We start from the raw sequence: 19,263 nt of genomic DNA, 5'->3' as shown, positions 1-19,263 counted from the left end.
GTGAGCGTTCCACTATGCCTGGCGATGGTGTGGAGTAGCTGTGATTCACCGCAGGGCGAACGGACTCCGATCAGCCGGAGCGCTGTCCACCATGATCAGTTGACGCGGATCCGGCCGACACGCCGGTGTCGTTCGGGTTTTACGACAACTGATCTTCGGACGTGGCGGCCGGACGACACCGGCGCCCGGCCAACGTGTCGTACCGGGGCGGTAGCTTGCGTGACGATGCCCGCACCAGACAGTCTCTCACTCGCCCAGGCCCGCCGGATCGCGCTGGCCGCCCAGGGCTTCGCCGACCCCGCGCCCACCGGCGTGCCGACCCGTCGGCACCTGCGTCGGGTGCTCGACCGGGTCGGGCTGATCCAGATCGACTCGGTCAACGTCCTGCAACGCGCCCACTACCTGCCGCTGTACAGCCGGCTCGGTCCGTACCCGACCGACCTGCTGGACCGGGCGGCCGGGCACGCGCCCCGGGAGCTGTTCGAGTACTGGGGTCATGAGGCGTCGTTGATCCCGGTCGACCTGCAGCCGGCGCTGCGTTGGCGGATGGCCCGCGCCCGCGACGACGCCTGGGGCGGGGTCCGACGGATCGCCGTCGAGCAGCCCGAGCTGGTCGCCCGGGTGCTCGACGAGGTACGCGCCCGAGGTCCGGTCACCGCCGCCGAGCTGGAGCAGGACACCGTCCGTCCCACCGGTAACTGGGGGTGGAACTGGTCGGCGGTCAAGACCGCCCTCGAGTACCTCTTCTGGGCCGGCGAGATCACCTCCGCCGGGCGGACCAGCACCTTCGCGCGGCGCTACGACGTACCGCAGCGGGTGCTGCCGCCCCGGGTCCTCGCCGCGCCGACGCCGACCCCGGCCGAGGCGCACCGGCAGCTGGTCGAGATCGCCGCCCGCTGCCTCGGGGTGGCCGCCGAGCCGGAGCTGCGGGACTACTTCCGGCTGTCGGCGGCTGCGGTCCGGCCGGTCGTGGCCGACCTCGTCGCCGACGGCATCCTGCGCCCGGTCCGGGTGCAGGGCTGGTCGCAGACCGCCTACCTGCACCATCAGACCCGACTACCGCGCTGGATCCGGGCCGCCACGCTGCTCAGCCCGTTCGACCCGGTGGTCTGGGAGCGGGCCCGCACCGAGCGGCTGTTCGGGCTGCGGTACCGCATCGAGATCTACGTACCGGCCGCGCAGCGGGTGCACGGCTACTACGTACTGCCGTTTCTCGACGGCGACCGGCTCACCGCCCTGGTTGACCTCAAGGCGGACCGGCCGGCCGGGGTGCTGCGGGTGCCGGCCGCCTGGCCGGTGCCCGGTGCCACCACCGACCCGCAGCAGACCGCGGCGGCCCTGGCCGACGAGCTGGTCCGGCTGGCCGGCTGGCTCGGCCTGGCGCAGGTCGCCGCACCGGTCGGCGGCGACCTGGCCGGACCGTTGTCCCGGGCGCTGACTGCCGCCGGTGCGCGTGGCACGGTCGGTGTACCGTGAGATCTTCCGGTGGTGCAGGAGGAGGGGCGATGGCGGGTCAGGACGGCACGGCCGCGAGCGCAGCCGCCGTCGACGAGCAGCCGACGCCGCCGTCGACCGGCCCGACGCCGTCGACCGACCCGACCCCGCCCGGGTACGCCGACCCACACGGGCACCATGCACCGCCACCCCACGCCCACCCGCACGGGTACGCCCAGCCGTACCCGGACGGCTACGGCTACCCGCCGCAGCCGCAGCCGGACCGGCTGACCCGCTGGGTCAACAACGTCTGGGCGCGGTCGCCCCGCTGGCTGGCCCCGCTGGCGGTGCTCGGCTGCATCGGAGCCGCCGCCGGCTACACGGTGCTCACCGACCCGGCCACCAGCACCGCCGAGGCCGCCCCGACCTGCCTGCTGAAGCTGACCACCGGGCTGGACTGCCCCGGCTGCGGCGGCACCCGGGCGGTCTGGTACCTGCTCAACGGCGACCTGGGTGCGGCCGCCCGGCACCACGTCCTGCTGGTCTTCGCGATCCCGTTCCTGCTCTACGTCTACGTCGCCTGGGCCGGCCAGCACATGGGTCGGTGGCGGCTGCCGCAGCTGGCGATGACCCCGAAGGTGATCGGCTGGTTCCTCGGCGCGTGGCTGGCCTTCTCGGTGCTGCGTAACCTGCCGTGGCCGCCGTTCACCTGGTTCTACGTCTGACTGCCCGTGTTGCTCGTGGCGCGGGCCGACAACTAGAGTCCGAGAAATGCCGGAAATCGTGTCACCCCAGGTCACGCTGATCGCCTGGACCCACTTCGAGCCGCCCGCCGATGTCGACTGGTCCACCGACGCCGACGGCGGCCAGGCGTTGGCCGAGTTCGCCGGCCGGGCCTGCTACCAGTCGTGGCGCAAACCCAACCCGGCGACCGCCACCAACGCCGGCTACCTGCGGCACATCCTGGACAGCGGCCACCTGTCGGTCCTGGAGCACGGCAGCGTCACGTTCTACCTGACCGGGATCTCCCGTTCGTTGACCCACGAGCTGATCCGGCACCGGCACTTCTCCTACTCCCAGCTGTCCCAGCGGTACGTGCCCGAGCGCGACGCGGCCATGGTCGAGCCGGCGGTCATCGCCGAGGATCCACAGCTGCACCAGCAGTTCGTCGCCGCCGCGCAGGCGAGTGTGCGGGCCTACACCGAGCTGCTGGAGGGTCTGGAGAAGCGGTTCGCCGACGAACCCAACCCGACGCTGCGCCGCAAACAGGCCCGGCAGGCGGCGCGGGCGGTGCTGCCGAACGCCACCGAAACCCGGATCGTGGTCACCGGCAACTACCGGGCCTGGCGGCACTTCATCGGGATGCGGGCCACCGAGCACGCCGACGTGGAGATCCGCGAGCTGGCGGTGGAGTGCCTGCGACAGTTGCAACGGGTCGCGCCGAGCGTCTTCGCCGACTTCGAGATCAGCCAGTTGCCGGACGGCAGCGAGGTCGCCGCCAGCCCGTACACCCGGCAGGGGGAGTAGGCCGTCCGCCCGTACCGCCAGGCCTGAAATCGCGGTGCGGCCGTCCGATAGGTTGTCCGTATGACGCAGCACCACCTAGCCGGTCCCGGGGCGGGGAGGCCGACCCCGTTCGGGCGGCTCCTGACCGCCATGGTCACCCCGATGAACGACGACGGCTCGCTCGACTTCGACGGCGCGGCGCGACTGGCCAGCTACCTGGTCGACGAGCAGGCCAACGACGCGCTGGTGATCAGCGGCACCACCGGCGAGTCGCCGACCACCACCGACGCGGAGAAGGAGCAACTGCTCCGGGTCGTCGTCGACGCCGTCGGGGACCGGGCCAAGGTGGTGGCCGGCGTCGGCACCAACGACACCCGGCACACCGTCGAGTTGGCGGTCGCCGCCGAGAAGGCCGGCGCGCACGGGCTGCTGGTGGTCACGCCGTACTACAACAAGCCGCCGCAGGCCGGGGTGGTCCGGCATTTCACCGAGGTCGCCGACGCGACCGGGCTGCCGGTGATGGCGTACGACATTCCGCACCGCGCCGGGATCGCGATCGCCACCGAGACCCTGGTACGCCTGGCCGAGCACGAGCGGATCGTCGCGGTCAAGGACGCCAAGGGCGATCTGGTCGCCACCTCCTGGGTGACCAGCCGCACCGACCTGGCGTTCTACTGCGGTGACGACCCGCTGACCCTGCCGATGCTGGCGATCGGCGGCGTCGGGCTGGTCGGCACCTCGACGCACCTGACCGGCGCGTTGACCAAGCAGATGATCGAGGCGTACGTCGCTGGCGACCGGGCCGCCGCGCTGGCGCTGCACCACCGGCTGCTGCCGCTGTTCACCGGGATCTTCCGCAGTCCCGGCACCATCCTGGTCAAGGCGGCGTTGGCGACGCTGGACCTGCCCGCCGGCACGGTCCGTTCGCCGCTGGTCGAGGCCACCGACACCGAGCTGGACCAGTTGCGCGCCGACTGCGCCGCGGCCGGACTGGAGCTGCCGTGAGTCAGGCACACGTCGACATGGATCTGCCGCCGCAGCTGCCGCCGGGCGGGTTGCGGGTCATCCCGTTGGGTGGGCTCGGTGCCATCGGGCGCAACATGACGGTCTTCGAGTTCGACGGCAAGCTGCTGATCGTCGACTGCGGGGTGCTCTTCCCGGACGTCGAGCAGCCCGGCGTCGATCTGATCCTGCCGGATTTCGCCCCGATCCTGGACCGGCTCGCCGACGTGCAGGCGATCGTGCTGACCCACGGTCACGAGGACCACATCGGCGCGGTGCCGTACCTGCTCGCCCACAAGCCGGACATCCCCCTGGTCGGGTCGCAGTTCACCCTGGCGCTGGTCGAGGCGAAGCTGGCCGAGCGGCGCATCGAGCCGTACACGTTGACCGTCCGGGAGGGCCAGCGGGAACGGATCGGGCCGTTCGAGTGCGAGTTCTTCGCGGTCAACCACTCCATCCCGGACGCGCTGGCGGTGGCCATCCGGACCCCGGCCGGGCTGGTGCTGCACACCGGTGACTTCAAGATGGACCAGTTGCCGCTGGACGGGCGGATCACCGACCTGGCCGGGTTCGCCCGGCTCGGCGCCGAAGGCGTGGACCTGCTGCTGTCGGACTCCACCAACGCCGAGATCCCCGGCTTCGTCACCCCGGAACGCGACATCGGGCCGGTGCTGGACTCGATCTTCGGTAAGGCCAAGGGCCGGATCATCGTGGCGAGCTTCGCCTCCCACGTGCACCGGGTGCAGCAGGTGCTGGACTCGGCGTACGAGTACGACCGCAAGGTCGCGCTGATCGGCCGGTCGATGGTGCGCAACATGGGCATCGCCCGTGATCTCGGTCTGCTGCGGATTCCGGCCGGCCTGGTGGTCGGGCTGGACGAGGCGACGGCGTTGCCGCCGGACCGGATCGTGCTGATGTCCACCGGGTCGCAGGGCGAGCCGATGAGTGCGCTGGGCCGGATGGCCACCGGCGACCACCGGCACATCACCGTGGCGCCGGGGGACACCGTGGTGCTGGCCAGTTCGCTGGTGCCGGGCAACGAGACGTCGGTCTACCGGGTGATCAACCAGCTGTCCCGGGCCGGGGCGACCGTGATCCACAAGGACGTGGCGAAGGTGCACGTCTCCGGGCACGCGCCAGCGGGGGAGCTGCTGTACCTGCTCAACGTGGTGCGGCCGAGCAACCTGCTGCCGGTGCACGGTGAGTGGCGGCACCTGCGGGCGCATGCCCGGCTCGGCATCGAGTCCGGTCTGGACCCGCAGCGGGTGGTGCTCTGCGAGGACGGCGACGTGGTCGACCTGGTCGACGGGCACGCCACCCTGGTCGGGCACGTCAAGAGCCGGTACGTCTACGTGGACGGTCTCGCCGTCGGCGATGTCGGTGAGTCGTTGCTGACCGAACGCCGGATCCTCGGCGACGGTGGGTTCATCGCCGCGACCGTGGTGGTCGACTCGGTCACCGGCAAGGTCGTCGGCGGCCCCACCGTGTCGGCGAAGGGGTTCTCCGAGGACCCGGAGGCGTTCAACGCGGTGGTTCCGCTGATCACGGAGGCGCTGGGGCGGGCCGCCGCTGACGGCATCACCGACCCGCACCAGCTGCAGCAGGTGGTCCGCCGGATCGTCGGACGCTGGGTCAACGACGCGTACCGCCGTCGGCCGATGATCGTGCCGACCGTGGTGGAGGTCTGACGGACAGCTGGGGATGAAGACGCCCTGACGGGTCGCCGGGGCTGACCCGGCGACCTGTTGGCGGCATACTGGACCGACAGTTACCTACCGTGGTCCGGAAGGCCTGGCGTGCGTGACGATCCCGGTCCCGGCGAGTCCCCGGCGGCGGCGCGGCGTCGGCTCCGGTTGGCGTTGCGCCGCGCGCGGGAAGCGGCCGGCTTCACCCAGGGCAAGGTGGCCGACACGCTGGACTGGTCGGTGTCCAAGGTCAACCGGATCGAGAAGGGCGACGTCACGGTCTCGTCGACGGACCTGCGGGCGTTGCTGGCGCTCTACGGCGTCGTCGACCCCGACCGGGCCGAGCGGATGCTGCGCGACGCCCGCACGTCCCGGCGCCGTGGTTGGTGGGACGAGCCCCGCTACCGCGAGCACCTGACCCCGGCCATGCTGCAGTTGTTGCAGTTGGAGAGCGACGCCAGCGCCATCCGGGTGTTTCAGCCGACGCTCATCCCCGGCATGTTGCAGACCCGGGAGTACGGCGAGTTCGTGCTCAACTTCTGGCGTAGCGAGCTACCGGAGGCGGACCGGGTGCTGCGGTTGGAGGCCCGGCTGCGTCGTCGCGAGCACGTGTTGGACCGCCCCGACCCGCCGGAGTTCCATCTGGTGCTCGACGAGTCGGTGCTGTGGCGCACCATCGGCGGCCCCCAGGTGATGGCCCGGCAGTTCGCCCACCTGCTGCAGCAGATGCGCGCACCGCACGTCCGGGTGCGGGTCTCACCGTTCGCCGACGCCGCGATCATGGCGATGCTGGCCCCGTTCACCTTGCTGGACTTCGGCGACGAGGACAACGCGCTGCTCTACCGCGAAGGAATCCTGATCGACGAGATCGTCCACGCGGCGCAGCGGATCGACCGGCACCGGGGCTACTTCGCCCATCTGTGGGCTGCGGCCCACGACGAGGCGACGTCGGCCCGGTTGATCGCCGAACGGGCGGCGGCGCTGGGCGACGGCGAGCCGGTGGTGCGCGACTGAGGCCCAGCCTTGCGGCCCGGACGGTTGACGCGTCCGGCCGGCCGACCGGACCGACTCTGGGTGGATCAGCCATCGGTCGGGCAGCTTGGCCGGCATAATTCCCGAAAAATAGGTGTAAATCGTGAAAGGGGATTGCGATGTTGCGTGCCGACCAGGGCTGGCGACGAAGCAGCCGGTGTGACACCAACGCCTGCGTGGAGGTGGCGGCGACGGAGACCGGTGGCGCGGCGCTGCGGGACTCGGCCGACCCGGCCAGCCCGGAACTGGGCTTCGGGCCCCACCAGTGGCGATCGTTCCTGCGGGGGATCTGCCAGGGGCAGCTCACCGGCCGGTGACAGCGCCGACCGGTAGGGATCGGGTGGAGGCCGATCCCTACCGGTGCGGCCGTCACAGTCAACGCGGCACCGGCCCGCCCGGTTCACCCGACCCGCTGTGAAATTTCGCATCGTCGAGGATTGATCCATCGACGGATGTGCTCCGTACCACCGCGCGGCGCCAGAAAGTCCGGCGCCCGCGGCGGAAGGAGACAGCGATGCGACGCCGACGGGTGATCACCGCAGGAGTCACCGTGGCCGCAGTGGGCCTGCTCGCCGCGGTGACGGTGCCGGCGCTGGCCGGTGACGACCGTACCGACCAGCCGGCCACCGACCGGGCCGGCGCCGGGCAGCCGGCCGCCACCGAGATCGTCACCGCTCTCGGACGCGACCTCGGCGTCAGCGCGGCCGACGCCCGGACCCGGCTGGCCACCGAGCGGTGGGCCGGTCGCACCGTGGCCACCCTGCGCGCTGACCTCGGCGACGCGTACGGCGGCGCCTGGATCACCGCCGACGGCACCGACCTCGTCGTCGCCGTCACCGACCCCGACCTGGCCGCCCGGGTCGACGCCAGCGGCGCCCGGGCGCAGCTCGTGCCGCGCAGCCAACGACAGCTCGACGCGGTCAAACGCCAGCTCGACGCCGACGCCGGGACGGCCAACCCCGACCTGGCCGGCTGGTACGTCGACGTCGCCGACAACACCGTCGTGCTGCTCGCCCGACCCGGTGCGCAGGCCGCCGCCCGTGACTTCGCCGCCACCGCCGGGGTGCCCGTCGACGCGCTGCGCGTCGACGTCTCCGACGAGACCCCGGTGCCGCTGTTCGACGTGCGCGGCGGCGACCCGTACTTCATCGGCGCCGGTGGGCGCTGCTCGGTCGGCTTCTCCGTCGTCGGCGGCTTCGTCACCGCCGGCCACTGCGGCCGGCCCGGCGACACCACCACCGGGTTCAACCAGCAGGCGCAGGGGGTGTTCCAGGCGTCGTCGTTCCCCGGCGACGACTGGGCCTTCGTCGCGGTCAACGGCGACTGGACCCCGCAGCCGGTGGTCAACGACTTCAACGGCGGCACCCTGCCGGTCGCCGGTGCCACCGAAGCACCGGTCGGCGCCAGCATCTGCCGGTCCGGATCGACCACCGGCACCCGCTGCGGCGTGATCCAGGCCCGCAACGTCACGGTCAACTACCCGGAAGGCGCCGTCACCGGGCTGACCCGGACCGACGTCTGCGCCGAGCCGGGCGACTCCGGCGGTGCCTGGCTCTCCGGCGACCAGGCGCAGGGCGTCACCTCCGGTGGCTCCGGCAACTGCCAGATCGGTGGCGTGACCTTCTTCCAGCCGCTGGCCGAGATCCTCGAGGTCAACAACCTGACCCTGGTCACCACCACCGACGCCGACACCCCGCCGGGCGGCGGACCCGCCGTGCCGACCGTGGCACCGACCCTGCCGGGCGACGGTTCGTCGCAGGGGTGCACCGGGCACGAGGTGGTCCGCCGGGGCGAGCTCGACGCCGTCGGCGACCGGCAGGTACAGCCCGACGGCCGGTTCTTCCGGGCCGGTGCCGGGCGGCACAGCGCCTGCCTGCAGGCACCGGACGGGGCCCGGTACGACCTCGCCCTGCAGCGCTTCACCGCAGCCGGCTGGCGCACCGTCGCCCGGGGCGATGCCGACGGCACCGTGACCGAGCTGAGTTTCTCCGGACCCGCCGGGTCGTACCGGTACCGGGTCGGGTCCGACCAGGGCGTGGGTGGCTACCTCCTCGGGTTTTCGGTGAACTGACCGCCACCCGCCGTGCCGTCCCCGGGGACCGCCCTCCCCGGGGACGGCGCACCACCCTGGTCCATCTGAGTACGCGTACCCTCCCGGCCGCCCGGTGCCGTTCGTAGCCTGGCAGTCGGGGAGGTTCCGCCATGGGCTACCAGCTGTTGACCACCGTCATCCTGATCCTGCACTTCGGCTTCCTGGCCTACCTGGCCGTCGGCGGCTTCCTGGCCTGGCGGTGGCCGCGCACCATCTGGCTGCACCTGTGCGCCGCCGGCTGGGGGGTGCTGGTGGTCGCCGCCAACCTGAGCTGTCCGCTGACGGTGGCCGAGCACTGGTCGCGCCGGCGGGCCGGACAGGTCGGCTTCGACGAAGGGTTCGTCGACCGCTACCTGTCCGGCGTGATCTACCCCGAGCGGTACGCCTGGCTGGCCCAACTGGTGCTGGCCGCCGCCGTGGCGGTCAGCTGGGCCGGGGCGGTCAGGGCAGCTCGGCGACGGCGTCGGCGAAGCCCGCTCCGGTCAGGATCGCCGCGTTGACCAGTACGGCGAGCTGCGCGCCGCTGACGCCGTGCTCCAGGTCGGTGCTGACGTCGCCGGCCAGGATCAGCTCACCCTCACCGGTGTCGTGCACGTAGACCTTCGGCAGCAGCCGGTCGTGGTTCCATGCGTTGCAGAACTGGTACGCCTCGGCCAGCCGGCCGGCCGGCAGCCGCCGTTCCGCGATGATCCGGGTGTGCAGGATCTCCCGCTGCTCACCGAGGCGTTCGAAGTGGATCACCGCCCGGCCCCACTTGCCGCCGACCACACCGTCGTCGTCGACGAAGTACCGGTCGCCGCGTTCGTTGAGCGCCGCGGTGATGCCCTCCAACGTCAACGGTGCGACCACGTCCGGGGTGCCTTCGGCGGGCACCGCCTCGGCGACGTACCCGGATCTGGCCGGCTGGTCGGCGGGCAGCTCGACGCAGTCGGTGAGCGGTTCGGCGGCCAGCCAGTCGGCCATCCGCCGGGACTGGTGGTCGGTGCCGTTGCGGGCGTCGAACCGGCCGGCCAGCTCGGTGGCGGCCTCGGTCAGTAGCGCGCCGAGCTCGTCGACGGTCAGTTCTGCGGCCGGTCGCTGGCCGTGCTCGGGCCGGTGCACCGTGCGGGCACCGGATCCGGCGGTGCCGGCCAGCCGGCAGATCAGGGCACCGGCGGCGGCGAACTCCATCGCCGACGCGTCGTCGTAGGGCCGGTCGAACCACTCCAGGTGCTCGGTGAGGATCGCCAGACCCCGCTCGTGGTGGCCGGTCAACGCGCAGAACCGCAGATGGTCGGCGAGGTACGGGAAGGCGTCCCGTTCGTGGCGGTGCCGCCGGTAGGCGCGTACGTGCGCCTGGGCCGCCTCGGCGTACCGGCCCAGACGCAGGTACGGCATGATCACCGCGACCAGGGCCTTCTCCGGCTGTTCGGTGCAGCCCAGCGCACCGCTGAGCACCGGTTCGACGACCGTGATCGCCTGCTCCCATTCGCCCCAGTCGGCCAGCAGTTCGGCCTGCCGCGACGGATCGCAGCCGGCGCAGTCGCTGTTGACGTCGCGGGGCGCGGTGCGCCACCGGTCCAGCCACTGCCGGGCCTGCTCAGTGTCACCGACATGGTCGGCGATCCGGCAGCGCAGGTTGTAGACCGCCTGCAGGCTCTGCCCGTCGCGGGTGAACCGGCGCTCCAGATCGTCCAGTGCCGCCTGGGTCTGCGCCAGGCCGACCTGCGGCGTGCTGCGCAACGTGGCGACCGCCCACTTGTGGTACCAGCGCAGCAGCTCGGCGTCCCACCCCTCGAACAGCTCAGGGTGCTCGTCGAAGGTGCGCAGGCACCAGCCGAACGCCGGCAGCATCCGCCACCGTTCGGTGTGGTTGTTGTACGTGTCGATCAACGCCATCCGGGCGTCGAATCCGATCCGGGTCTGCCCGGCCGCGTCGGCGTGCGCGGCGATGCGTTCCAGCTCGGCGATCTTGCCGTCGCCGTCGGGCAGGTCGGTCGCCTCGTCCAGTGCCTGGATCAGCTCCTCGGGGCTCACGGGGTCTCCTCGGCGGGGGTGCCCGGCCCGGTCGCCGGGTCGGTGAAGGCCCGGTCCAGCAGGGCCAGGAAGGAACGGTTCAGCGCGGCGCTGTCGACGGCACGCAACGGGTGATGCCCGGCCAGCAGCGCCTGACCGTAGAGCGCTTCGACGGCGTGCCGCAGGGCCGGGGACTGCGGTACGGCGGCCAACCGGCGGATCAGCGGATGCCGCCAGTTGAACACCAGCTCCGGGCGGTGGTCGACGTCGACGTCGGCGAACGCCGACAGCACCTCGGACCAGAGTTCGTCGGAGCCTTCCCGGCCACGTCGGATGCTGTCCTGCTCCTGGGCGGCCCGGCCGACGACGTAGAGAGCGGGCACGGTCACCGGGTCGAACTGCCGCAACTGCGGTACGCAGTCCAGGTCGGCCAGTACGGAGTGGGCGGTCGCCAGGAAGTCGGCGGCGGCGGCCAACTGCCCGGGGGAGAGGGTCTCCAGACGGGCGGCGAGCTCACCCGGGTCGAGCCGACGGGTGCGTACCGCCGGGTCCAGCCGGGGCAGCCGGTGCAGGATCTCGGCGTCGTAGGCGTAGCCGGCGTTGACGATCGGGGTACCGGCGGCGGAGGCGATGGCAGCGAGCGAGCGGAACTCGTCGACCGTCTCCACGTACCGGATCATCGCCAGGTGCTGGCGGAAGGCCCGCAGCGGCATCAGGCCCCGGCTGGTCTCGAACGGCAGCCAGGAGTCGACCAGCCGCAGCATGTCGTCGTCGCGCACGGCGAGCGCCTTGACGCCGAGGTGGTGCACCCGCAGGAACGCGGCCAGGCGTTGCGGGTGGTGCACCGGCAGTTGCAGCAACCAGTCGCGTACCTGCTCGCCGAGGCTTTCCCGGACGGTGCCCAGCAGGTCGTCCTCGTAGAGCGCCTCGCGGCTGGCGGTCGGTCGCAGGACGGCGGTGTCGACCACGCAGCGGATGAAGAACGCCCACTCCGGCAGCAGTTTGCCGGCGTTGTCGCTGAGCAGCATCCGTTTCAGGTAGACCCGGTGCCCGCCCTGGCCGACGGTGGCCGCCGACGGCAGGACGAACCCGACCCCGACCAGGCCGGCCTCCGGCACCCGCAGGTCGATCACGTCCATCGGCCGCGCGCCGAGCAATGTGGTGCCGTAGTCGAGCAGCGCGTCGCGGCGGGCCTGCGGGTCGTCGTACGGACGCTCCCACGGTGCCTGCGGCTCGGTCAGCCGCACCGCTCCGGCACCGGCCGTGGCCCCGTCGTCGGGCGCGACCCCGTCGTCGGGCGCGGCGAACCACACCGGTACGTCGAGCAGGTGTGCGTAGCCGCTGACCAGCTCGCGGACCTGGCCGGCGGCGAGCCAGTGCTCGGCACCGGCGCGCGGGCGCAGCGTGACGGTGGTGCCGACCTCGGCGCGCGCGTCGGGGTCGACCTCGGTGGTGTAGCGCCCGTCGGCGTACCCGGTCCACCGCACCGCCGCCGTGCCCCGCACCGACCGGGTGACCACTTCGACGGCGTCGGCGACCATGAAACAGGACAGCAGGCCGATGCCGAACTGGCCGAGGAAGTCCTGCCGGGCGAAGCCCAGCTCGTCGCGTTTGGAGGTCCGTCCGACGCTGGCCAGGAAGGAGTGCACCTCGGGCTCGGTGAGGCCGATGCCGTCGTCGTGGACCCGCAGCCCGCCGTCGGCGGTCGGTTCGATGCGTACCGATCCACCCGACCAGTCCGGGTCGACGTCGCGGCGGGCGGTGATCGCGTCGGTGGCGTTCTGCACCAGTTCCCGGGCGAAGACCCGGGGGCTGGCGTACAGGTGGTGGCTGAGCAGGTCGACGATGCCGCGCAGGTCGACCTGGAATCGGTTCTCCATGTCGGTCAGGTCGCCAGCTCGGCGGCGGCCTCGGCGACCTGGCATCCGGTGGAGATCCCGCAGCTGACCAGGTGGTCGAGTTGGGCCGGGGTGACGCCGCGCTCCAGATCGGTGATCAGCTCACCGCAGACCCGTGCGGTGCCGTCGTCGTCGACGTGGACGAAGGTCTTCGGCCACAGCCGGTCGTGGTTCCACTCGTTGCAGAACGCGTACAGCGCCGGCACGTCGTCCACGGAGAACGCCGTCGCCGCGATGGTCCGCACCCGCAGCACCTCACCGTGCGGGCCGAGGCGGGAGAAGTAGATGACGTTGTCGTTCCATCGGCCGACCAGGTCACCGTCGGGGTCGGTCTGGAACCGGTACTCCCGGGCCTGCAGCGTCTCGGCGATGAACTCGGTGGTCAGTGGCCGCAGCACCTGCATCTCGCCGCCACCGACGGGCGCGTCCGGCAGGTCGTCTGGGTCCGGCGGGGACATGGGGGTTCCTCTCGGTACGGCAGGGTCGTCGCGGTGGCGGGGTTGTCGCGGTGGCGGGGGCCGTCGCGGTCGCGGGGCGTGGTGGGGCCGCCGACCGCATCGGGCGGGCACCCGATGGACGGCGGCACCGACCGGCAATGGTGGCACAGGGCACCGACCGGCAATGGTGGCACAGCCGTGCAGCAGCGTGTGCCCGGGACACGGCCCGGAAAAGCGAGGTTCGGTGCGCGGCCGGGTTACGGTGTGACTCTATGGCGGGCCGTTCCTCTCAGCCGAGTCGACGCCGTGGTGGGTCGACGACCCGTGGCGCCTCGACCTCGCGCGCCCGCACGCCGGCGCGCAAGCGCCCGGTCGCTCGTAAGCGGCCGGCCCGGACGTCGCCGGCGGTGCTGGTCGGTCGGGCGGTCGGCACCACCTGGATGGGGCTCGCGCACGGCGTGGGGTGGGCGGTGCGGGCCGCCGGTCGGCGGGCGGCCACCGCCCGCGACCTGGGGCCGGAGCACCGTCGCGACGGTGCCGGGCTGTTCCTGCTGGGTCTGGCCATCCTCACCTCGATGGCGGTCTGGTTCGGCGCGGCCGGGCCGTTCGGTACGCGGATCGCCGACTCGCTGCGGCTGTTCGTCGGCGCGATCGCGGTCGCGGTGCCGCTGCTGCTGCTGATCGGCGCGGTCCGGCTGATGCGCGACCCGCCGGAGGAGCCGGAGCCCCGGGGTCGGGGGTTCGTCGGCTGGTCGGCGATGTTCGTCGGCACCGCGGGCCTGCTGCACATCGGCCAGAGCCCCGACGGTGACCTGCAGCGCGACTACGCCGGCGGGCTGATCGGGCTCGGGGTCGGCGAGGTGCTGGCGCGTACGGTCAGCTACTGGGTCGGCGTACCGTTGTTGATCCTGTTGTTGATCTTCGGACTGCTGGTGGTCACCGCCACCCCGATCAACAAGATTCCCGAACGGCTGGGTCTGCTCGCCGGCGTGGTCGCCGGCCGGGAGCCGCCGGCCGGGCCGGATGCCGACGACGACGATGCCGACGATCCGGGGCCGGCCCGTGGTCGGCAGCGCCCGCCGCGCCGCCGGCCGGCCGGCCCGCCCGCCGACGCGACGGCGGCCGCCACCACCGGTGACGATCCGGCAGACCTGCCGGATCTGCAGGAGACGGTGGAGCTGCCGCGTCGGCCACCGGCCAAGGTGCCGACCACCCGTAAGCCGGCCGAGCCACCCGAGCATTCGCCGCTGCCGACCCGGGCCGAACAGTTGGCGATCACCGGGCTGTCCGGCGACTACACGCTGCCACCGCCGAAGCTGCTGCGCACCGGCTCGCCGGCGAAGACCCGCAGCAAGGCCAACGACGAGGTGATCGCGGCGCTGCAGGGGGTGTTCGAACAGTTCGACGTCGACGCCGCGGTGACCGGGTTCACCCGTGGTCCGACCGTCACCCGCTACGAGGTCGAACTGGGCCACGGCGTGAAGGTCGAGCGGATCACCCAGCTGTCGCGCAACATCGCGTACGCGGTCAAGTCGCCGGACGTGCGGATCCTCAGCCCGATCCCGGGCAAGAGCGCGGTCGGTGTGGAGATCCCCAACACCGACCGGGAGGATGTCGCGCTCGGTGACGTGCTGCGCTCGCGGGCCGCCGGTGCCGACCACCATCCGATGCTGGTCGCGCTCGGCAAGGACATCGAGGGCGGCTATGTGGTGGCCAACCTGGCGAAGATGCCGCACATCCTGATCGCCGGCGCGACGGGGGCCGGCAAGTCGTCGTGCCTGAACTCGCTGCTGATCTCGATCCTGACCCGGGCCACCCCGGACGAGGTCCGGCTGCTGCTGATCGACCCGAAGCGGGTCGAGATGACCGGCTACGAAGGGATCCCGCACCTGGTCACGCCGATCGTCACCAACCCGAAGAAGGCGGCCGAGTCGCTGGAGTGGGTGGTGCGCGAGATGGACATGCGCTACGACGATCTGGCGGCCAACGGCGTACGGCACATCGACGACTACAACCGCAAGGTGCGCGCCGGGGAGGTCAGCGCGCCGCCGGGCAGCGAGCGCGAGATCCGGCCGTACCCGTACCTGCTGGTGATCGTCGACGAGCTGGCGGACCTGATGATGGTCGCGCCGCGCGACGTGGAGGACTCGGTCGTCCGGATCACCCAGCTCGCCCGGGCCGCCGGGATCCACCTGGTGCTGGCCACCCAACGGCCGTCGGTGGACGTGGTGACCGGCCTGATCAAGGCGAACGTGCCGTCCCGGCTGGCCTTCGCCACGTCGTCGTTGTCCGACTCGCGGGTCATCCTGGACCAGCCGGGTGCGGAGAAGCTGATCGGCCGGGGCGACGGGTTGTTCCTGCCGATGGGTGCGTCGAAGCCGCTGCGGATCCAGGGTGCCTGGGTCAGCGAGAAGGAGATCGACGACGTCGTCACCTTCTGCAAGAAACAACGGGAGCCGGAGTTCCGCCCGGACGTGCTCACCGCCGCCCAGGAGAGCAAGAAGAAGATCGACGAGGACATCGGTGACGACCTCGACCTGCTGGTGCAGGCGGTCGAGCTGGTGGTGACCTCGCAGTTCGGCTCGACTTCGATGCTGCAGCGCAAGTTGCGGGTCGGCTTCGCCAAGGCGGGCCGGCTGATGGACCTGATGGAGTCCCGGGGCATCGTCGGCCCGTCCGAGGGCTCCAAGGCCCGCGACGTGCTGGTCAAACCGGACGAGTTGGAGGAGGCGCTGGCCGGATTGCGCGGCGTCGGGGCGAGCTGACCGCAGCACTGCTGGCGACGGCTGCCGTCCTGACGGCGAATCGCCGATGAACCGGTGCCGCCGCCAGGAGACCGCGTGCCCCTGGCCCGGTACCCTCGTCAGGTGTCTGCGTTTGCCCCGACCCCCGCCCCATCGCCCGGCCGGCGAGTCGCCCTGCTCACCCTGGGCTGCGCCCGCAACGAGGTCGACTCGGAGGAGTTGGCGGCACGGTTGGACGCCGACGGCTGGCAGGTGACCACCGATGCCGACGGTGCCGACGTCGTGCTCGTCAACACCTGCGGCTTCGTCGAGAAGGCCAAGCAGGATTCCGTACAGACCCTGCTCGACGCCGCCGACACCGGGGCCCGGGTGGTGGCCGCCGGCTGCATGGCCGAGCGGTACGGTCGGGAGCTGTCCGAGCACCTGCCGGAGGCGCAGGCGGTCCTCAGCTTCGACGACTATCCCGACATCTCCCGGCGGCTCGACGCGGTGCTGGCCGGGGAGCAGTTGCCCGCGCACACCCCACGGGACCGTCGCAAACTGCTGCCGTTGACCCCGGTGGCCCGCCAGCAGTCCGCCGTCGTCGTGCCCGGCCACTCCGTGGTCGACGAGCGGACCCCGGCGCACCTGCGGGCGGTGCTGCGCCGGCGGCTCGACACCGGCCCGGTCGCCTCACTGAAGCTCGCCAGCGGCTGTGACCGTCGCTGTGCGTTCTGCGCCATTCCGGCGTTCCGGGGGGCGTTCGTCTCGCGGACCCCCGACGAACTGCTCGCCGAGGCGCACTGGCTGGCCGGCACCGGCGTGCGGGAACTGGTCCTGGTCAGCGAGAACTCGACCTCGTACGGCAAGGACCTGGGTGACCCACGGCTGCTGGAGAAACTGCTGCCCCAGCTGGCCGCGGTCGACGGCATCGTCCGGGTCCGGGTCAGCTACCTGCAGCCGGCGGAGACCCGCCCGGGCCTGATCGAGGCCATCGCCACCACCCCGGGCGTCGCACCGTACTTCGACCTGTCCTTCCAGCACGCCAGTGAGCCGGTACTGCGCCGGATGCGCCGGTTCGGCTCGACCGGGCGGTTCCTGGACCTGCTGGACTCCGCCCGGGCGTTGGCCCCGCAGGCGGGTGCCCGGAGCAACTTCATCGTCGGTTTCCCGGGGGAGAACCGGGCCGACGTCGAGGAGCTGGTCCGGTTCCTGTCAGCTGCCCGGCTGGACGCGATCGGCGTCTTCGACTACAGCGACGAGGACGGTACCGAGGCCGCCGACCTGCCCGGCAAGGTCCGCGCGGCGACGGTCAAGCGCCGGTACGACCGGATCAGCGCGTTGGCCGACGAACTGTGCGCCCAGCGGGCCGAGGACCGGTTGGGCAGCACCGTGGAGGTGCTGGTCGACTCCGTCGACGACGGGGTCGTCGAGGGCCGCGCCGCTCACCAGGCACCCGAGGTGGACGGCTCCACGACTCTCGTCGCGGCACCGTCCGGCACCACCCCGTCGGTGGAGCTGGCCGGGCTGCGGGCCGGCGACCTGGTGCGCGCCACGGTCACCGGTACCGAAGGGGTGGACCTGACCGCGGTGCCGGTCGCGGTGGTCTCGTCGACGGCGGGTAGCCGGCCGCTGTCGGCCGTGGCCGGGTGAGCCGGTGACCGAGCCGAGCGCCTCCGCCGGGGCCCGCCCGACCGTGCCGGCGGTACCGGTGGTCAACGCGGCGAACGCCCTCACCGGGCTGCGGATGGTGCTGGTACCGGTGTTCGTGCTGTTCGTGGTCGTCTCCGGGATGACCCATCCGGGCTGGCGGGTCGCCGCGTGCCTGACCTTCCTGGTCGCGTCGGCGACCGACCTGGTCGACGGCTGGATCGCCCGCCGGTACGGCCTGGTGACCTCGTTCGGCAAGGTGGCCGACCCGATCGCGGACAAGGCGCTGACCGGCACCGCGCTGGTGCTGCTCTCCTGGTACGACCTGCTGCCGTGGTGGGTGACGGCGCTGGTACTCATCCGTGAGCTGGGCATCACCCTGATCCGCTTCTGGGTGCTGCGGCACGGGGTGATCGCGGCGAGCCGGGGCGGCAAGGCGAAGACCGCGCTGCAGATCACGGCGATCGCGTGGTACCTGCTGCCGCTGCCGGGGCTGCTCGCCGCCGTCGGCCCGTGGATCATGGGTGCAGCGCTGTTGATCACCGTGGCGACCGGCCTTGACTACGTGGTACGGGCGGTGCGACTGCGGCGACCGACGCCGCTCGGGGGCGGCGGATGAGTCTGCCCGGCGGTGACGCCCCGGCCGGTTCGGATCCCGGCGGTGACGCCCCGGCCGGCACCGATCTCGGAGTCGGCCGGCCGGTGACCGGGAGCCCGGCGGCGGCGGTGGTGCACGCGCTGGCGGATCGGGCGCAGACCCTGGCGGTGGTCGAGTCGTTGACCGGCGGGCTGCTGGCCGCCGCGCTGGTCGACGTCGCGGGGGCCAGTACGGTCTTCCGCGGTGGTCTGATCGTCTACGCCACCGAGCTGAAGGCGACCCTGGCCGGGGTGTCTGCGGAGCTGCTCACACAGCGTGGGCCGGTCGACCCGGACGTCGCGGTGGCGCTGGCCGAGGGTGGCCGGACCCGCTGCGGCGCGGACTGGGCGCTGGCCACCACCGGCGTGGCCGGGCCGCAGTCACAGGGCGGCAAACCGGTCGGGCGGGTCTACGTCGCGCTGGCCGGGCCGACCGCGCCGCAGGTCCGTCGGCTGGACCTCGGTGGCGGACGCGAGGCCGTCCGGGCCGCGACGGTCACCGCCGCACTGCGGTTGCTGGCCAATCAGCTCACCGACCCGTGACCTCTTTTTCGGCCGTGGACGTCATTCGTGGCCCGGGGTGGGGTGTCGATCGGTGGCCTACCGGATAAGGTTGCGGGAAGCCTCCGGCACTCGCCGGCCGGTCCCGATCAGGGGGAGGTGCGATGGTCCTGCTACGCCGCGTCATCGGTGACGCACTGCGCGCCCGCCGGCAGGGTCAACGCCGGACCCTGCGGGAGGTCTCCACCGCGGCCAACGTCAGTCTCGGCTATCTCTCCGAGATCGAGCGCGGGCAGAAGGAAGCGTCCAGCGAACTGCTCGCCGCCATATGTGACGCCCTGGGTGCCAGACTCTCCGAGGTCCTGCGCGACGTCAGCCACACCGTCGCCGACGCCGAGCAGCGCCATGGTGTCCTGGTGGCCGTTCCCGAGCAGTCCGGTCAACCGTTGCGGCCACATCCCGAGCACCCGGCCGGCGAGGTCGCTGTCGAGGACGGCCTGACCGTCTCGGTGCGCAGCGACTCGCCGTTGAAGGCCACCCTGCGTACGACCCGGCGGGTGCCAGCCGGCAGTGGTCGCGACCGCGACGTCGTCTGCGCGGCGTGACCAGGCCGGTCCGGTCGACGCCGGCCCGTCGGCGACGGGTCACGACGACTGCCGGCCGGCCCGCGTA

The 19,263-nt window shown here is 72.3% G+C and carries 17 protein-coding genes; 14 read left to right on the top strand and 3 right to left on the bottom strand.

Annotated features, from left to right (window positions below; translation table 11 throughout):
• Positions 1-225 precede the first annotated feature (225 nt).
• The 9 genes from O7608_RS26295 (at position 226) to O7608_RS26255 (ending at position 9,251) form a co-directional block, all read left to right on the top strand.
• The gene (locus O7608_RS26295; protein ID WP_289207121.1) at positions 226-1,476 is read left to right on the top strand and encodes a winged helix-turn-helix domain-containing protein; all 1,251 of its coding nucleotides are present in this window, start codon (positions 226-228) and stop codon (positions 1,474-1,476) included.
• A 29-nt stretch (positions 1,477-1,505) separates the two neighbouring features.
• Entirely contained in the window at positions 1,506-2,159 is a 654-nt protein-coding gene (locus tag O7608_RS26290; RefSeq protein ID WP_289207120.1) for a DUF2752 domain-containing protein, read from the top strand.
• Positions 2,160-2,205: 46 nt separating this feature from the next.
• Positions 2,206-2,961, top strand: a complete 756-nt coding sequence (gene thyX, locus O7608_RS26285) for an FAD-dependent thymidylate synthase (RefSeq protein WP_289207119.1) — start codon at positions 2,206-2,208, stop codon at positions 2,959-2,961.
• Positions 2,962-3,021: 60 nt separating this feature from the next.
• Positions 3,022-3,945 carry a 4-hydroxy-tetrahydrodipicolinate synthase gene (dapA, locus tag O7608_RS26280; protein ID WP_289207118.1) on the top strand — a complete coding sequence of 308 codons (924 nt, stop codon included), beginning with the start codon at positions 3,022-3,024 and terminating at the stop codon, positions 3,943-3,945.
• A 17-nt stretch (positions 3,946-3,962) separates the two neighbouring features.
• On the top strand, positions 3,963-5,630 hold the full coding sequence (locus O7608_RS26275; protein WP_502959229.1) for a ribonuclease J: 1,668 nt from the start codon (positions 3,963-3,965) through the stop codon (positions 5,628-5,630).
• A gap of 108 nt (positions 5,631-5,738) precedes the next feature.
• A complete protein-coding gene (locus tag O7608_RS26270; RefSeq protein WP_289207116.1) occupies positions 5,739-6,641 on the top strand; it encodes a helix-turn-helix domain-containing protein in 903 nt (300 codons plus the stop codon).
• Between the two features lie 137 nt (positions 6,642-6,778).
• Positions 6,779-6,976 (top strand): DUF397 domain-containing protein, encoded by a 198-nt coding sequence (locus O7608_RS26265; RefSeq protein ID WP_289207115.1) that lies wholly within the window; start codon positions 6,779-6,781, stop codon positions 6,974-6,976.
• Positions 6,977-7,173: 197 nt separating this feature from the next.
• Positions 7,174-8,730 (top strand): S1 family peptidase, encoded by a 1,557-nt coding sequence (locus O7608_RS26260; RefSeq protein WP_289207114.1) that lies wholly within the window; start codon positions 7,174-7,176, stop codon positions 8,728-8,730.
• A 131-nt stretch (positions 8,731-8,861) separates the two neighbouring features.
• A complete protein-coding gene (locus O7608_RS26255; RefSeq protein ID WP_289207113.1) occupies positions 8,862-9,251 on the top strand; it encodes a DUF2784 domain-containing protein in 390 nt (129 codons plus the stop codon).
• On the opposite strand, the gene O7608_RS26250 is transcribed toward O7608_RS26255, so the two are convergent.
• From O7608_RS26250 to O7608_RS26240, 3 genes are read right to left on the bottom strand one after another with little or no spacing between them, the layout of a single operon-like run.
• On the bottom strand, positions 9,193-10,767 hold the full coding sequence (locus O7608_RS26250) for a type III secretion system chaperone family protein (RefSeq protein ID WP_289207112.1): 1,575 nt from the start codon (positions 10,765-10,767) through the stop codon (positions 9,193-9,195). The two genes, O7608_RS26255 and O7608_RS26250, sit on opposite strands and share 59 nt — an antisense overlap.
• Positions 10,764-12,626 (bottom strand): HSP90 family protein, encoded by a 1,863-nt coding sequence (locus tag O7608_RS26245; RefSeq protein WP_289207111.1) that lies wholly within the window; start codon positions 12,624-12,626, stop codon positions 10,764-10,766. The genes O7608_RS26250 and O7608_RS26245 overlap by 4 nt, the downstream gene beginning before the upstream one ends.
• 5 nt (positions 12,627-12,631) lie before the next feature.
• Positions 12,632-13,102 carry a type III secretion system chaperone family protein gene (locus tag O7608_RS26240; protein WP_289207110.1) on the bottom strand — a complete coding sequence of 157 codons (471 nt, stop codon included), beginning with the start codon at positions 13,100-13,102 and terminating at the stop codon, positions 12,632-12,634.
• Between the two features lie 251 nt (positions 13,103-13,353).
• Between O7608_RS26240 and O7608_RS26235 the strand changes: the two genes are divergently transcribed.
• The 5 genes from O7608_RS26235 to O7608_RS26215 all read left to right on the top strand — a co-directional run bounded on the left by O7608_RS26235 (position 13,354) and on the right by O7608_RS26215 (position 19,196).
• Positions 13,354-15,846, top strand: a complete 2,493-nt coding sequence (locus O7608_RS26235) for an FtsK/SpoIIIE family DNA translocase (protein ID WP_289207109.1) — start codon at positions 13,354-13,356, stop codon at positions 15,844-15,846.
• 102 nt (positions 15,847-15,948) lie between these two features.
• Positions 15,949-17,457 (top strand): 30S ribosomal protein S12 methylthiotransferase RimO, encoded by a 1,509-nt coding sequence (gene rimO, locus O7608_RS26230; RefSeq protein ID WP_289207108.1) that lies wholly within the window; start codon positions 15,949-15,951, stop codon positions 17,455-17,457.
• A 4-nt stretch (positions 17,458-17,461) separates the two neighbouring features.
• Complete coding sequence (gene pgsA, locus O7608_RS26225; protein ID WP_289207107.1) at positions 17,462-18,073, top strand: CDP-diacylglycerol--glycerol-3-phosphate 3-phosphatidyltransferase; 612 nt, start codon at positions 17,462-17,464, stop codon at positions 18,071-18,073.
• Positions 18,070-18,633, top strand: a complete 564-nt coding sequence (locus tag O7608_RS26220) for a CinA family protein (RefSeq protein ID WP_289207106.1) — start codon at positions 18,070-18,072, stop codon at positions 18,631-18,633. The genes pgsA and O7608_RS26220 overlap by 4 nt, the downstream gene beginning before the upstream one ends.
• A 122-nt stretch (positions 18,634-18,755) precedes the next feature.
• Positions 18,756-19,196 carry a helix-turn-helix domain-containing protein gene (locus O7608_RS26215; RefSeq protein ID WP_289207105.1) on the top strand — a complete coding sequence of 147 codons (441 nt, stop codon included), beginning with the start codon at positions 18,756-18,758 and terminating at the stop codon, positions 19,194-19,196.
• Positions 19,197-19,263: the final 67 nt, after the last annotated feature.

It is taken from the genome of Solwaraspora sp. WMMA2056, from assembly GCF_030345095.1.
Lineage (GTDB): Bacteria > Actinomycetota > Actinomycetes > Mycobacteriales > Micromonosporaceae > Micromonospora_E.
Note: the sequence above shows the minus strand (reverse complement) of the source record. Positions and strands in the feature narration are given on the sequence as shown.